The following is a 14098-nucleotide window of genomic DNA, read 5'->3' as shown; positions in this document are numbered from 1 at the left end:
CATGGAACGCCGGCCTCAGCGGCTCTTCATCGGCGGTGAGTGGGTCGAGCCCGACGGAGGCCATTACGAGGTGGTCGACCCGGCCACCGAGGAGAGCGTCGGCCTCGCGCCCGAGGCGAGCCGCGCCCAGGCCTTTGAGGCGGCCCGGGCCGCCCGTACCGCCTTCGACGCCTGGTCGCGGACCGAGCCGGAGGAGCGCGCCCGGATCCTGCGCGCCGCCGCCGGTGTCATCGCGGCGAACGCGGGCCCGTACGCGGACCTCGCCCGCGCCGAGAGCGGCGCGACCGCCGCCACCGCCCGCGCCCTGCACATCGGGGTGGCCGCCGCCCGCTTCCGGCGGTACGCCAAGGGCGCGCTGGAGCCGGTGGAGCAGCCGCTGCCGCCGCAGCTCACCCCGGCGGGGCCGCTGGGCCGGGCGGGCGTGGTCGGGTCGCTCGCCGTGCGCCGGCCGGTGGGGGTGGTCGCCTGCGTCACCTCGTACAACAACCCCTGGGCCAACGCGGCGGGCAAGGTGGCCCCGGCGCTCGCCATGGGCAACACGGTCGTCGTGAAGCCCGCGCCGCAGGATCCGCTCTCCGTCTACCGGATGGCCGAGGCACTGGCGGAGGCGGGCGTTCCGCCCGGGGTGGTCAATGTGGTCAGCGGTTCCTCTCCCGCCGTGGGGGAGGCCGTCGTCGGCTCCCCGGACGTCGACATGGTCAGCTTCACCGGCTCCACGGCCGTCGGCCGCCGCATCGCCGAGGTCTGCGGCCGGGACCTGAAGCGCCCGCTGATGGAGCTGGGCGGCAAGGGCGCGGCGCTCGTCTTCGACGACGCCGACCTCGGCGCGGCCACCCTGGGCATCGGGACGACCTTCTCCTTCGCCAGCGGCCAGATCTGCACCGCGCCCACCCGGGTCCTCGCCCAGCGCGGGGTGTACGAGGAGCTGATCGCCCGGCTCGCCGCCCACGCCTCCCGGCTGAAGGTCGGCCACCCCGCCGACCCCGACACCGTCGTCGGCCCGCTGATCTCCGCCGCCCACCGCGACCGCGTCGAATCCTTCATCGCCCTCGGCCGCGAGGAGGGCGCCCGCCTCGTCACGGGCGGGGTCCGCCCCGACTCACCCCGGGGTTTCCATGTCGCGCCCGCCCTCTTCGCCGACTGCGACGGCGGGATGCGGATCGTCCGCGAGGAGATCTTCGGCCCGGTGGTCGCCGTCCTCCCCTTCGACACCGAGGACGAGGCCGTCGCCCTCGCCAACGGCACCGACTACGGCCTCATCGACTACATCTTCTCCGCCGACGTCCCCCGCGCCTTCCGCCTCGCCTCCCGCCTCCGCACCGGCGGCGTCGCCGTCAACACCGTCGCCCGCAACCTCGAAGCCCCCTTCGGCGGCTTCAAGCACAGCGGCCTCGGCCGCGACTGCGGCTCCTTCGCCCTGCACGCCTACTCGGAACTCCAGTCCTTGACCTGGCCGGGGTGAGCCGGGGGCGGGGGCCGGGGGCGCCGGTCCGGAGCCCCTGCCCGGGCGGCTCACTCGCTCTCCTGTGCGGCTCGTCGGCCGGGGCGGTCTCGCGGAGATGAGGCCGCCGAGGTGGGGGAGGGTCGGGACGCGGGAAAATTAAAATCACCTGATAGCGGACACTGTTGCGGTTATCGCACCTGGGGAAATGTGGCTTTCTCCTTGTAAGGGGATCGCGACACTGCCATTGGGTCTTTCGAGTGCAGGTTCTGTGCGGCATCTGCCGATGAATCTAAGGTTCGGCGTGGAGGTGCTTCCTCTCCATATGTGGAAACCGCAGCATTTAACGTCCTGTTCATGACTCAGTTGGATGCGCGGCCGCCGGCCGGAGACAGCGCCGGGGCGGCCCCGCGCGTGCGCGGAGGCGGCGTACGGGCCAAGGGTCTCGGCGGAAACTCCGTGGGTCTGACCGGCAGCGCGGTCATCGGCATTTCCACCGTCGCCCCGGTCTACTGTCTGACCTCCACCCTCGGCTCCACGGCCGGTGAGGTCGGACTCCAGATGCCGGCCGTCTTCCTGGCCGGCTTTCTGCCGATGCTGCTGGTGGCCTTCGCCTATCGCGAGCTGAACCGGGTCATGCCGGACTGCGGCACCTCCTTCACCTGGACGGTGAAGGCGTTCGGCCCGCGCGTCGGCTGGATGTGCGGCTGGGGTCTGGTGATCGCCTCGATCATCGTGCTCTCCAATCTCGCGGGCGTCGCCACTTCCTTCTTCTGGCTGCTCGCGGGCGAGATCACCGGCAGCGAGTCCGTCGCGGCGCTGGACGACAACAAGGCCGTGCACATCCTCACCGTGCTGGTGCTCATCGCGATCGCCACGGCGATCAGCTATCGGGGCATGACCGCGACCAAGGGCCTCCAGTACGCCCTGGTGGGCCTGCAACTCCTCGTACTCGCCCTCTTCGTCGCGATGGCGTTCGGCAAGGCGGACTCCTTCGAGACCTCGATCTCCTTCTCCATGGAGTGGCTGAACCCGTTCGCCGTGGAGTCCTTCGCGGCCTTCACCGCGGGCCTCTCCCTGTCGATCTTCATGTACTGGGGCTGGGACGCCTCCCTCGCCGCCAACGAGGAGACGGCCGCCAGCGACCGCACCCCCGGCCGCGCCGCCCTCATCGCCATGGTCGTCCTGGTCGGCGCCTACCTCGCCACCGGCATCGCCGCCCAGATGGCCGTCGGCTCCGGCGAGAGCGGCCTCGGCCTCGCCAACCCCGACACCTCCGACAACGTCTTCGCCGCCCTCGCCGGCCCGCTGATGGGCCCCACCCTCGGCATCCTGCTCTTCGTCGCCGTCCTCGCCTCCGCCGCCGCCAGCCTCCAGACCACCTTCATCCCCGTCGCCCGCACCGTCCTCGCCATGTCCGCCTACGCGGCGCTGCCCCCCTCCTACGCCAAGGTCAACACCCGCTTCAAGACCCCGGGCCGCGCCACCGTGGTGGCCGGCGTCGCCACCGGCGCGTTCTACACCGCGATGACCCTCATCAGCGAGAACGTACTGATCGACACCATCTACGCCCTCGGCCTGATGATCTGCTTCTACTACTCCCTCACCGCCTTCGCCTGCGCCTGGTACTTCCGCCGCGACCTCACCCGCTCCTCCCGCGACCTCTTCTTCAAGGGCCTCTTCCCCCTCACCGGCGGCACCCTCCTCGCCGCCGTCTTCGCCAAAACCCTCTACGACATGCGCGACCCCGCCTACGGCAGCGGCTCCGCCGTCCTCGGCCTCGGCTCCGTCTTCGTCATCGGCGTCGGCCTGCTCCTCCTCGGCCTCGTCCTCATGACCGTCCTGTCCCGCCGCAGCCCCGCCTTCTTCCGGGGCGAGACCCTCACCCGCGACACCCCGTCGCTGATCGTCCCCGAGTAGGGCAACGCCCTCACCCCACTTACTGAAAGGTGGGTACTTGAGGGAACGAATGCGACCGCCCAGCATGGAGTGAGTGAGCGTCCCGCCGAGACCAACAGGACCGGCGCTGACGTGCCCATTCGTGATGCGCGAGTAGACGCGTGAGTACTGGAGCGAGGCATGGCCATGGCTACGGAGGCCTGGGCCGCCGGGCACGGTGCGCGGTTTCTCGCGGGGGCGGTCAAGAATGTGCCCTCGGCGGTGGGGGAGCCGGACACTCTGCTGTATTGCAGCGGCGACTACACCGACGCCGCGTCCTCCGTGAACCTGTTCCTCGCGGGCGCGGCCCACGACGACGAGTTCCGGAAGGAGACCGGAGTCGAGACCGACTGGCTCGCCCCCCTCAACGACCTGGTGAGACGCGCCGTCGACGCGGGGCACGGCGAGCACAGCATCGCGGCGCTGACCGAGGTGCTGAAGGGGGCTGGGCCGGGGGGCGCCCTCACCCCAGGAACACCGGGTTCGTGAACCCCACCAGCCCCCCGGCGGCCCCCCTCACCTCCCCCCGCACATACCCCGCGTACCCCGCCGTCGTCCCCCACTCGATCTCGCCACCGTCCGACCCGTCCCCCGACCCGTCCCCCGACCCGCTCCCCGACCCGTCCCCCGGCGCCTTCTCCGTCCTCAGCACCCCCTGATCCGTCACCAGCCGCAGCGAGCACCCCGCTTCCACCCCCGCCGCCCCGAACCGCACCACCACCGGCTCCTCCGCCCCCACCCGCAGTCGCTCGCCGATCCCCGCCCGCCGCCGGCCCCGCCTGTCCGCCGCCGACAGTGACAGAGTCACCGCCGACGACTGGACGACATAGCTGTGCCCTCGCCGCAGCCCTTCCAGTACCGCTGTACGGGTCAGATCGTCGGCGAGCACCACCGTCTGCGGGCTGCCGACCGGATCGGGGTCCCGGTGGGCGTCGCTGTTGCCCATAGCGGGCACCCAGCGGCCCCGGGCCAGGGCCGCGTCCCAGGCCTGGAGGGAGACCTCGTCGTCGGCGGTGTAGGAGCCGTTCCACACCTCCACCACATCGGCCTCGCCCATTCCGAACTTCCAGGCGCATCCGACGCAGTTGGCGTGCGGGTGTGCGGGCACCACAAGGCCACCGGCTCGCCGGATCTCCCGGGCGAACCGCCCGAAGCGGTTCTCCCGGGCCCGGTACCGCCAGTCGACGAAGGTGCCGGGGTCCGTCCCCAGGGCGAGGACGTGCCCGTTGCGGGTGGTGACCTCCTCGCCGGTGAGGATGAGGAGGTCGTCCCCCGCGTGGTCGGCCCAGAAGGGCTGCCCGGCGTGGGTGTTGTGCTCGGAGGCCTGGATGAAGTCGAGCCCGGCGGCCCGCGCCAGCGCCGCGATCTCCGCCGGGGTGCGCCGCCCGTCCGAGTGCCATGAGTGGAGGTGGCAGTCGCCCCGGTACCAGGCCCGCCCCCGCCCTCTGGCCCGCTCGGGCGGATAGACCCGTTCGGGCGTGCGGCCGGGCTCCCCGTACCGCAGGGTGATCGTCACCTCGTACGGGAGTCCGCCGGGCGCGACCGTGTACGGCCCGAGGACGATGTGCCAGGTGCCCGCCCGTACCGGCCCCGCCACATAGCCGGGCGTGGCCTCGTCGGCGCGGAGGAAGAAGGAGGAGCGCGCCCCGCCCGACCACCCCCGGAATCCCGCCCCGCCGAGGCCGGTGCCGCGCTCGTCGAAGACGCCGATGTCGAGCGCGTTGCCCGCCGTCCCGGCCGGTACGGCGGGCCGTTCGTAGGTGTACGAGACGGCCAGCTCGCGCACCCCCGGGGGCACCTCCACCGGGAGATGGACATAGTCGGGCGCGCCGGGCGGCAGCACCCCGCGTACGACCCTGGTCTCCTCGCCCTCGCGGGGCGCGGCACGGGCGAAGCTCACATTTCCCAACGTAAGGGCCGAGGCGGCGCCCGTCATCAGCAGCCCGCGCCTTCCCATGGAATCGCTTGTATCGCGCATATCGCACATGAAGGGTCTCCACTCGGCGGAAGCGGTGCGTGCACTGATGACTCTGTTACCGACCGATGAACAGGCGCGCAAGACCGGGAGCGAACCGCCTCGGAGAGGGTAAACCGGGGAAGAAGGACACCCACCGTCGACGAGAGGGTCTCTGTGCGCCTGTCCACCTCGATTTTCCTGACCGACCGGACCATCACACCGGTACGCCTCGCCCGTGCGCTGGAGGAGCGGGGCTTCGCCGGGCTCTACATCCCGGAGCACACCCATATCCCGGTGGGGCAGAATTCCCCGTTCCCGCTCGGCGGCGACATCCCCGAGGAGTACGGCCGCACCCTCGACCCCTTCGCCGCCCTCGCCCAGGCCGCCGCCGTCACCACCCGCATCACCCTCGGCACCGGCGTCACCCTCGTCGCCCAGCACGACCCGATCGTCCTCGCCAAGCAGGTCGCGACCCTGGACCATCTCTCAGGCAGCCGCTTCACCTTCGGCGTGGGGTACGGCTGGAACCGCGAGGAGGCCGCCGACCACGGCGTCGAGTGGGCCACCCGCCGCGCCCGCGTCCACGACCACCTGACACTGATGCGCGCCCTGTGGGCCCCCGAACCCACCGCGTACGAGGGGGAGTACGGCTCCGTCCGGGCCTCCCGGGCCCACCCCAAGCCCTCCGGCGGCGCCCCGCCCGTCCTCCTCGGCGGCGGCGCGGGCCCCAAGCTCTTCGCCGCGATCGCCGCCCACGCCGACGGCTGGTTCCCCCTCGGCGACACCGACCTCACCGAGACCCTTCCCCCGCTGCGCACGGCCTGGGAGGCGGCGGGCCGCGACCCGAAAACCCTCCGGATCGTCCCGTTCGGCCCCACCCCCGACGCCGACAAGCTCGCCCACTACACGGACTTCGGCATCGAGGAGATCGTCCTTCGGCTCCCGTCCGCGCCCGAGCCGGAGATCCTGCGGGCCCTGGACGAGTACGCCCAGTATCTGTAGACCTCCGGGCCTCATCGCACCAGCGCCTCCCCCACGCTCGTCCGGGCGTAGAGCACCACCCGCCCGGTGCGGTGCGCGCTCACCAGGCCGGCCGCGCGCAGGGCGGTCAGATGCTGGGAGACGCCCCCGGCCGAGAGGCTGATCCGCCGGGCGAGGTCGGTCGTCGAGGCGGGGGCGGTCAGCTCCGCGAGGAGGCGGGCGCGGGTGCGGCCGAGGACTCCGGCCAGGGCGTCGGAGCAGGGCTGGGGGCTCAGCTTCCAGAGCGCGCCGATGCCGCGCGGGGGATAGCGCAGGGTCGGCTGCCAGTCCTCGCGGCCGAGGTTGGAGAAGATCTGCGGCCAGGCGAAGGCGGACGGCACCAGCAGCAGCCCCCGTCCGCCGAGCCGCTGGGTCGCGCGGCTGGCGCGGCGCACCCGCTGGAGGGTGCCGGAGTCCCAGCGGAGCTGGGGGCCGAAGTCGTCGAAGAGGCGGCGCGCCCCGCCCTCGGCGAAGTGGATGGCGCGGTGCAGGATGTCCCCCTCGAAGAGGGCGAGCATCCGGGGCCAGTACGGCGCGATCGCGATCTCCCAGTACGCGGCGATCAGCTCCGTCAGCCGCCCCAGCTCCCGCACCGGGTCGGACCGCAGCTCGGCGGCGTACTCCTGCGCCCCCGGGCACGAGGTGCGCAACAGCTCCGGCGGGGTGGCGCGCAGCGTCGCCAGCTCCACTTCGAGGGAGGGCTGCGGGGTGGTCGGCGGGGGCACCAGGAAGGACGGGATGCTCTCCACCGGGGTGGTGATCAGCCGGGCCAGCGGGGTGAGGTCGAGCTTCGCCGCCGCGAGCAAGGGCCTTACCTGTTCGCACCATTGACGGTGCATTCCCTGATCGTCGGTCTCCATGAGGACCCGTACACTCGCGACCACCTCCCACAGGGGGGAGACGGCGAATCGCGTACGCGCCATGTCCTCGGCCGTGAATTCGATCTCGACAGCGCCGCCTTGAGCACGCCCCACTCGCACCATTCAGTCCACACTAAATGATTGGTACGGGAAATGGACCCCTAGTAGGGGTGCACCAAGTCAAGTCGGGGTTCCGGCGGCCCCGCCCCGGCCGGTACGACGGCAGGCGCGAGGCCGCGTCGCGGACACTGGGGGAATAACCCGAACGAGGAGTGCCCGTGAGTGAGTTGACCTATCGGGGCAGTGACGGATGCCCTCTCCACGCGGAGGTGACGGGCACCGGACCGTCCCCCGTGATCCTGCTCCACGGCGGCGGCCCCGACCACCGGAGCCTGCTGCCGCTGGCCGCCCGGCTCCCGCCCGGCCACACCGCGATCCTGCCCGACATCCGGGGCTGGGGCCGCTCCGTCTGCGCCGACCCGGCCCGCCACACCTGGTCCCGGTACGCCGACGACGTCACCGCGCTCCTCGACGCCCTCGGCCATGAGCGGGCGGTCCTCGCCGGCACCGGACTCGGCGGCACGATCGCGCTCCGCACAGCGCTGGAACACCCCGGGCGCGTCCGCGCGATCGCCGTGATCAGCGTCGAGGACATCGAGGACGACGAGGCGAAGGAGGCCGAACGCCTCTTCTTCGAGCGCTTCGCCGCCCGCGTCCGCACGGAGGGCCTGGCCGCCGCCTGGGCCCCGGTCCTGCCCGCCCTCGCCCCGCTCATCGGCGAACTGGTCCGCGAGGCCGTCCCCCGCTCCGACCCGGCGAGCGTCGCCGCCTTCTGCGCCCTCGGCGAGGACCGCGCCTTCCGCGAGGTCGCCGAGCTGCGCGCGATCACCGCCCCCGCCCTGATCGTCCCCGGCACGGACGCCCGCCACCCCACGGCACTGGCCGAGGAGGTGGCGAGGACCCTTCCGTACGGCAGGCTCGCCCCGGTCGCGATCTCGGCCGAACTGCGCACGGCGGAGGACCTGGGCGCGGCGATCGGCCCGCTGCTCGCGGAGTTCCTGGCGGAGCTGTAGCGGGCCACGGCGGGGGAGTCGCTTACTGCGGGAAGTTCGCGCGCAGGAACGGTTCGGTGTACCGGCCCGTGGCGAGGACGGTCGAGCCGCCGGTGATCAGGAGGCTCTTGTAGTCGCTGCTGGAGATCAGCAGGTCGGCGATGCCGTCCCGGTCGAAGTCGCGGAGCCGGATGTCGTTGCCGAAGCGGTCGGCGCGCTCCGGGTCGCCGGGGATGCCCGGGGTGGCGCGGGTGATCCACTGGGATCCGGCGCCGGTGAGGCCCTTCTTGGAGCCGTGCAGGACGTGGACGCCGCCCGCCGCCTCGATGGAGCCGATCGTCTCGGCGGTGCCGACCGCGAGGTCGGGGTAGCCGTCGCGTTTGGTGTCCCCGGCGGAGAGCGAGACCCCGAAGACGTCCATGGTGCGTGTGCCGGTGGCGATCCCGGGGGTGTCCTGGGTGAGCCGGTAGGAGCCGCCGGGGCCGTTCGCCGCGCCGCGCAGAACGAACACGGACCCGGCGAAGTCCTTGTGCTGGTAGTCGCCGAGGGCGAGGTCGCCGTAGCCGTCCTTGTCGAAGTCCGCGATGACGCTCCTGAGGCCCGAGTAGCCCTGGATGGCGGAGTTGTACGTCGTGCGCTTGCCGGACTTCATGGTGGAGCCGCCGCGCAGGAACCAGGCCCACGCCTGGTCCCTGTCCTCCTTGGAGCCCTGGCCGAGGAGGTACAGATCGGTGGCCTTGTCCTTGGTGACCTGCCCGGCGACCAGCTCCATGGGGATGAGCCGGGTGTCGCTGCCCGGCTTGTGCCGGGTGACCTCGCGGGTGCCGCCGTCCTTGGAGGAGAAGCCGCCCCGGTAGATGTGGACGGAGTCGTCGTCCATGACGGCCAGGTCGGGCTTGCCGTTGCCGTCGAAGTCCCCGGCGGCGAGAGACATGCCGAAGTTCTGGTCGGCGTAGGGCGACTTGACCGCGAGGGTGGTGGCCTTGGAGCCGAGCCCCGACTTCGAGCCCCAGACGATCACGACGAGGCCCCGGGCCCTGTGCTTCCCGACCTTCTCGTGCGCGTCGCTGACGGCGAGGTCCGCGTATCCGTCGCTGTTGAAGTCGGCGGTGGCCATGGCACGGGTGAATTCGCCGGACGCCCGGTCGCCGGGGATGCCGGGGCTGTCCTGGGTGAACGACATGGTCCTGCCGCCCGGGCCGGTGGCGGTCCCGTAGGTGACCGTCACCGTGTCCGACGACTCCACGAAGGCGAAGTCGCGGTATCCGTCGCCGTTGAAGTCGTCCGCGTACTGCGCGGGCTTGGCGGGCGCGGCGGTGGCCGCCCCCGTCGAGAGGCCGAGCAGCCCGCCGGTGAGCGCGGCGGCGGTGGCCGTCGCGAGGCCGAGACGGAGGTGTGTGCGCGTGAGCATGCCGTTCCCCTGCTGAGTGCGGACGCTTCCACGGCCGCGCCGGTGTGAATACAAGGGAGACCCCGGAATCTGATCAACGGTTGTACGAAATATCCGGGTGATACGCGCGATATCGAACGCGCTGTTGTGGCCCGCCGTGGCCCGCCGTGGCCCGCCGGGAGTGCGCGGGCCACGGCGGAGAATCGTTACTGCGGGAAGTCCGTGCGAATCCTCAGCTCACGCGGCGATCCTGTGGTGATGCCGGTCGGGCCGGCCTTCAGCAGCAGGCTCGTCTTCTCGTGGTAGCCGGTGGAGACGAACAGGTCGGCGTCGCCGTCCCGGTCGTCGTCGCGGAGTCGTATGTCGAAGGCGAACATGTCGACCTCGGAGGGCTTACCGGGGATGCCCTTGGTGTCGCGGGTGATCCACTGGGATCCGGTGCCGGTGAGGCCCTTCTTGGAGCCGCGCAGGACGTGGACGCCGCCCGCCCACTCGGCGGAGCCGATGGTCTCCATGGTGCCGGCCGCGAGGTCGGGGTAGCCGTCCCGGTTGGTGTCGCCGGCCGAGAGCGAAACCCCGAAGCCGTCCCGCATGCTCATCCTGGTGGCGATCCCGGGGGTGTCCTGGGTGAGCCGGTAGGAGCTGCCGGGGCCGTTCGCCGTACCGCGCATCACGATCACGGACCCGGCTTCATCCTTGTACCCGGTGTCGCCGACGGCCAGGTCGCCGTAGCCGTCCTTGTCGAAGTCCGCGATGACCCCGGCGGGCGCGAAGTCCGGCGCGGAGGAGTTGTACGTCTTGGGCTTGCCGGCCTTGATCGTGGAGCCGCCGCGCAGGAACCAGCTCCCCGAGGTGCTGCGGTCCGCGTTCAGCTCGCCCACACCCAGGACGTACAGATCGGTGGCCCTGTCCTTGGTGACCTTCCCGGCGACCAGCCCGCTGGGCTCGTTCAGCACATTGCCGCTCGGCTTGTGGTGGGTGACCTTGCCGGTGCCGCCGTTCTTCGAGGAGAACCCGCCCCGGTAGATGTGGACGGATGTGGCGTCGGTGACGGCGAGGTCGGGCCTGCCGTCGCCGTTGAAGTCCCCAGTGGCGAGGTGGCTGCCGAACCACTGGTCGGCGTAGGGCTTCGCGAGGGGGAGGGCGGTGGCCTTGGAGCCGAGACCGGACTTCGACCCCCACACGATCGTCACCAGTCCCGCCAGGCCCCGGCTGCCCACCGTCTCGGTCGGGTCGCTCACCGCGAGGTCGGCGTACCCGTCCCCGTTGAAGTCCGCCGTCGCCATCGCCTCACCGAACATGTCCTCCTCGCGATCCCGTGTGCCGGGGATGCCGGGGCTGTTCTGGTGGAACACCTTCGTCTTGGTCCCGATGCCGCTCTTGGTCCCGTAGGTGACCCTGACCGCGTCGTCGCTCTCGGTGGTGGCGTAGTCGCGGTATCCGTCGCCGTTGAAGTCGTCCGCGTACTTGGCGGGCTTGGCGGGCTTGGTCTGCGCGGGCTTGGCGGGCGCGGCGGCGGCTGTCCCCGTCGAGAGGCCGAGCAGCCCGCCGGTCAGGGCGGCGGCGGTGGCCGTCGCGAGGCCGAGACGGAGGTGTGTGCGCATGAGGGTGCCGATCTTCTGCTGGGTGCGTCCCGGCTGGTAGCCGGGACGCACTGGTCCAAATACAGAAGAGACTCATGAAGATGATCAACGGTTGTACGAGAGTGCTTACTGCGGGAAGTTCGGGCGCATATTCGGCTCGGTGAACGCCTTGGTGACGATGCCGGTCGCGCCGCCCTTCAGCAGCAGGCTCTTCTCGTGGTAGCCGGTGGACAGCAGCAGATCGGCGTCTCCGTCCCGGTCGAGGTCGCGGAGCCGGACCTCGGCCCCGAACGTCTCGATGGCGCGCGGGTCGCCGGGAACGCCCGGGGTCGCGCGGGTGAACCACTGCGATCCGGTGCCGGTGAGGCCCTTCTTGCCGCCGCGCAGGATGTGCGCGCCGCCCGCCCCCTCGGCGGAGCCGATCGTCTCCATGGTGCCGACGGCCAGATCCGGGTAGCCGTCGCGGTTGGTGTCGCCCGCCGAGACCGTGTAGCCGAAGGCGTCGTCCTTGGTCATCTTGGTGGCGACCCCGGCGGTGTCCTGGGTGAGCCGGGACGAGGAGCCGGGCCCGCTCGCCGAGCCGCGCACCACGAGCACGGCCCCGGCGTAGTCCTTGTACGAGCCCTCGCCGATGGCCAGGTCGCCGTAGCCGTCCTTGTCGAAGTCGGCGACGACCCCGGTGGCGAGGTAGTTGGGGTTCGCGGTGTTGTACGTCTTGGGCTTGCCGGCCTTGATCGTCGACCCGCCGCGCAGGAACCACGTACTCGCGACCTCGCTGTTCACGTACCCCGAGCCGAGGACGTACAGATCGGTGGCCTTGTCCTTGGTGACCTTCCCGGCGATCAGCTCACTGGTCTCGATCAGCGCCTCGCTGTTCGGCTTGTGGTGGGTGACCTTGCCGGTGCCGCCGTTCTTGGAGGAGAACCCGCCCCGGTAGATGTGGACGGACCTGCCGTCGGCCACGGCCAGGTCGGGCTTGCCGTTCCCGTCGAAGTCCCCGGCCGCGAGCGACCGGCCGAACGCCTGGTTCCCGGAGGACGACTTGACGGCGAGGGTGGTGGCCTTGGAGCCGAGCCCGGCCTTCGACCCCCACACGATCACGACCAGCCCCCGCTCCTTGTGCTTCCCGACCTTCTCGACCGGGTCGCTCACGGCGAGGTCCGCGTATCCGTCGCTGTTGAAGTCGGCGGTCGCCGTCACATCCCCGAAGGCGTCCTCGCCGGTCAGCGCGCCGGGTATGCCGGGGCTGCTCTGGTCGAAGGTGTTCTTCTTGCCGAGCCCGGTAGCGGTCCCGTACGTCACCGTGACCGAGGCGTACCTCTCCGCGGTCACATAGTCCCTGTACCCGTCCCCGTTGAAGTCGTCCACGTGCTTCGCGGGCGCGGCGGCGGCTGTCCCCGCCGAGAGGCCGAGCAGCCCGCCGGTCAGGGCGGCGGCGGTGGCCGTCGCGACGACGAGGCCGAGGTTCTTGCGCATGATCATGCGGATCTCCTGATGAGGACGGAAGCTAAGGAGAAGACCCGCGAATCTGATCAACGGTTGTGCCCATCACGCGAGTCGATTCGCGTGATTCGAGTGATGGGGCCGCGAACCGTCCGGCCGGGGAGCGACCTACCCCAATAAGAGCGCTCCCCGGCCGTTCGGCTCACCGCTGCCGATCAGCCACCGATGCGGTAGCCGTCGTACGTGCCGCCACTGCAACCCAGGAAGATGTAGTGGAAGGTGATCTTGCCGCCTCCGTCGATGCAGCCCTGGGGGCTGACGTAGCGAATGGCGGGAACAGCGGCGGCGGCGGGGGCGGCGGCCGAGGCGGTACCGGCGAAGCCCATGGTGAGGGCGGATCCGAGCACCGCGAGGGAAAGCAGACGACGTCGCATCAATTGGCTCCATTTCGGGAGGGGTGATTGCCGGAGCAAACGTAACGACGTGTTCCGGAAGGTGACTATGTGCAAGAAATGACTCAGGGGGCAACAGGGGCAACTAAGGGGCCACTTATCAGCCACGAGGAGTACGCGGAGCCGCCGCTGTCCGGACTCGGAGGAGGGGGCGCGCTGGTCCGGCACAAGTACCGCGCACCGTACTTGTGCCGGTCGTTGTGCCTGGTGACGGCTGTGGCCCGGCTGTTGGGATGGGCGATGAAGCCCCCCGACGGGGGATGAACGGGGCTACTGGTGCGGCTGGTTGAGCGCCCGCCCTTCGCTGGAGATGAGGAAGAACGTGAGAGTCGGAAAAGGTGTGACCGGGCTGATGGCCGCCGCGTGCGCGAGCGTCCTGCTGGTGCCGTCCCCCGCCGCCGCGGCCCAGGCGCCGGAGACCAAGCCGGATTCCCACTGCGCCATGAATGCCGAAACCGGCAGCGTCACCTGCTACGACACTTTCCGCGAGAGTGTCGCCGCTGCCACCGGCGGTCGGATCACGGACGCGCCCGCGCCGGAGAAGGCCGGCAAGGACAAGCGGTTCCTGGCGAAGCTGAACGCGCCTTCCCGGGAGCCGGCCCGCGCGGGCACCGCGGGCGCCCACTCCCGTGCGGCGAGCGGTGTCGTGCGCGTCGTGCTGTACGAGCACGCCCACTACGAAGGGTCCTCCCTCACGGTCTGGGGCCCCAGGTGGTGCAAGAACGACGGGAAGTGGGACGGCGAGATCGAGAAGCTCGGAGGCACGTGGAACGACAGCGTCAGCTCTCTGATCCCCGCGAACAGCTGCCACGTCGAACTGTTCTCGGACCCCTACTTCCAGGGTGCACGCCAGCTCTACACCTCCAGCACTCCGTACGTCGGCCACGCCATGAACGATCGGGCCAGTTCCCTGGGACTGACGTGAGGCGATAGGGCCTGAGCCCCGGAGGCTCATGCCCGCG

Annotated in this window: 12 protein-coding genes; 6 read left to right on the top strand and 6 right to left on the bottom strand. The window is 71.1% G+C overall.

Annotated features, from left to right (window positions below):
• The first annotated feature begins 1 nt into the window (after position 1).
• From IE247_RS09000 to IE247_RS08990, 3 genes are all read left to right on the top strand, one after another.
• The gene (locus tag IE247_RS09000; protein WP_190122552.1) at positions 2-1462 is read left to right on the top strand and encodes an aldehyde dehydrogenase family protein; all 1461 of its coding nucleotides are present in this window, start codon (positions 2-4) and stop codon (positions 1460-1462) included.
• A 336-nt stretch (positions 1463-1798) separates the two neighbouring features.
• Complete coding sequence (locus tag IE247_RS08995) at positions 1799-3361, top strand: APC family permease (RefSeq protein WP_190122424.1); 1563 nt, start codon at positions 1799-1801, stop codon at positions 3359-3361.
• A 159-nt stretch (positions 3362-3520) separates the two neighbouring features.
• Entirely contained in the window at positions 3521-3868 is a 348-nt protein-coding gene (locus tag IE247_RS08990; RefSeq protein WP_308433211.1) for an imine reductase family protein, read from the top strand.
• Here the strand turns inward: IE247_RS08990 and IE247_RS08985 are convergent.
• Complete coding sequence (locus IE247_RS08985; protein WP_373305527.1) at positions 3843-5366, bottom strand: CehA/McbA family metallohydrolase; 1524 nt, start codon at positions 5364-5366, stop codon at positions 3843-3845. The two genes, IE247_RS08990 and IE247_RS08985, sit on opposite strands and share 26 nt — an antisense overlap.
• 144 nt (positions 5367-5510) lie before the next feature.
• Between IE247_RS08985 and IE247_RS08980 the strand changes: the two genes are divergently transcribed.
• Positions 5511-6338 carry a TIGR03619 family F420-dependent LLM class oxidoreductase gene (locus IE247_RS08980; RefSeq protein WP_190122422.1) on the top strand — a complete coding sequence of 276 codons (828 nt, stop codon included), beginning with the start codon at positions 5511-5513 and terminating at the stop codon, positions 6336-6338.
• Between the two features lie 11 nt (positions 6339-6349).
• Here the strand turns inward: IE247_RS08980 and IE247_RS08975 are convergent, their stop codons facing one another.
• Positions 6350-7339: an ArsR/SmtB family transcription factor gene (locus IE247_RS08975; protein ID WP_190122421.1), complete on the bottom strand. Its 990-nt coding sequence runs from the start codon at positions 7337-7339 to the stop codon at positions 6350-6352.
• A gap of 155 nt (positions 7340-7494) precedes the next feature.
• On the opposite strand from IE247_RS08975, the gene IE247_RS08970 reads away from it, so the two are divergent.
• Positions 7495-8289, top strand: a complete 795-nt coding sequence (locus IE247_RS08970) for an alpha/beta fold hydrolase (RefSeq protein ID WP_190122420.1) — start codon at positions 7495-7497, stop codon at positions 8287-8289.
• Positions 8290-8311: 22 nt separating this feature from the next.
• Here IE247_RS08970 and IE247_RS08965 read toward each other — a convergent pair whose 3' ends face one another.
• The 4 genes from IE247_RS08965 to IE247_RS08950 all read right to left on the bottom strand — a co-directional run bounded on the left by IE247_RS08965 (position 8312) and on the right by IE247_RS08950 (position 13118).
• The gene (locus tag IE247_RS08965) at positions 8312-9679 is read right to left on the bottom strand and encodes an FG-GAP repeat domain-containing protein (protein ID WP_190122419.1); all 1368 of its coding nucleotides are present in this window, start codon (positions 9677-9679) and stop codon (positions 8312-8314) included.
• A 185-nt stretch (positions 9680-9864) separates the two neighbouring features.
• Entirely contained in the window at positions 9865-11262 is a 1398-nt protein-coding gene (locus IE247_RS08960) for an FG-GAP and VCBS repeat-containing protein (RefSeq protein ID WP_190122418.1), read from the bottom strand.
• A gap of 105 nt (positions 11263-11367) precedes the next feature.
• The gene (locus IE247_RS08955; RefSeq protein WP_190122417.1) at positions 11368-12723 is read right to left on the bottom strand and encodes an FG-GAP and VCBS repeat-containing protein; all 1356 of its coding nucleotides are present in this window, start codon (positions 12721-12723) and stop codon (positions 11368-11370) included.
• A 176-nt stretch (positions 12724-12899) separates the two neighbouring features.
• Positions 12900-13118 (bottom strand): hypothetical protein, encoded by a 219-nt coding sequence (locus tag IE247_RS08950; RefSeq protein ID WP_190122416.1) that lies wholly within the window; start codon positions 13116-13118, stop codon positions 12900-12902.
• Between the two features lie 340 nt (positions 13119-13458).
• On the opposite strand from IE247_RS08950, the gene IE247_RS08945 reads away from it, so the two are divergent.
• Complete coding sequence (locus IE247_RS08945; RefSeq protein ID WP_229868892.1) at positions 13459-14061, top strand: hypothetical protein; 603 nt, start codon at positions 13459-13461, stop codon at positions 14059-14061.
• Positions 14062-14098 lie beyond the last annotated feature (37 nt).

Source organism: Streptomyces inusitatus, from assembly GCF_014651115.1.
Taxonomy (GTDB): domain Bacteria; phylum Actinomycetota; class Actinomycetes; order Streptomycetales; family Streptomycetaceae; genus Streptomyces; species Streptomyces amakusaensis.
This window is presented reverse-complemented; position numbering and strand designations above follow the sequence as displayed.

What these genes read in the sequence shown, in the direction of transcription:
- IE247_RS08975 (WP_190122421.1), bottom strand. Translation starts at nt 7,339, where the DNA reads ATGGTGCGAGTGGGGCGTGCTCAAGGCGGCGCTGTCGAGATCGAATTC.
- IE247_RS09000 (WP_190122552.1), top strand. Translation starts at nt 2, where the DNA reads ATGGAACGCCGGCCTCAGCGGCTCTTCATCGGCGGTGAGTGGGTCGAG.
- IE247_RS08955 (WP_190122417.1), bottom strand. Translation starts at nt 12,723, where the DNA reads ATGATCATGCGCAAGAACCTCGGCCTCGTCGTCGCGACGGCCACCGCC.
- IE247_RS08950 (WP_190122416.1), bottom strand. Translation starts at nt 13,118, where the DNA reads ATGCGACGTCGTCTGCTTTCCCTCGCGGTGCTCGGATCCGCCCTCACC.
- IE247_RS08985 (WP_373305527.1), bottom strand. Translation starts at nt 5,366, where the DNA reads ATGTGCGATATGCGCGATACAAGCGATTCCATGGGAAGGCGCGGGCTG.
- IE247_RS08990 (WP_308433211.1), top strand. Translation starts at nt 3,521, where the DNA reads ATGGCCATGGCTACGGAGGCCTGGGCCGCCGGGCACGGTGCGCGGTTT.
- IE247_RS08995 (WP_190122424.1), top strand. Translation starts at nt 1,799, where the DNA reads ATGACTCAGTTGGATGCGCGGCCGCCGGCCGGAGACAGCGCCGGGGCG.
- IE247_RS08965 (WP_190122419.1), bottom strand. Translation starts at nt 9,679, where the DNA reads ATGCTCACGCGCACACACCTCCGTCTCGGCCTCGCGACGGCCACCGCC.
- IE247_RS08960 (WP_190122418.1), bottom strand. Translation starts at nt 11,262, where the DNA reads ATGCGCACACACCTCCGTCTCGGCCTCGCGACGGCCACCGCCGCCGCC.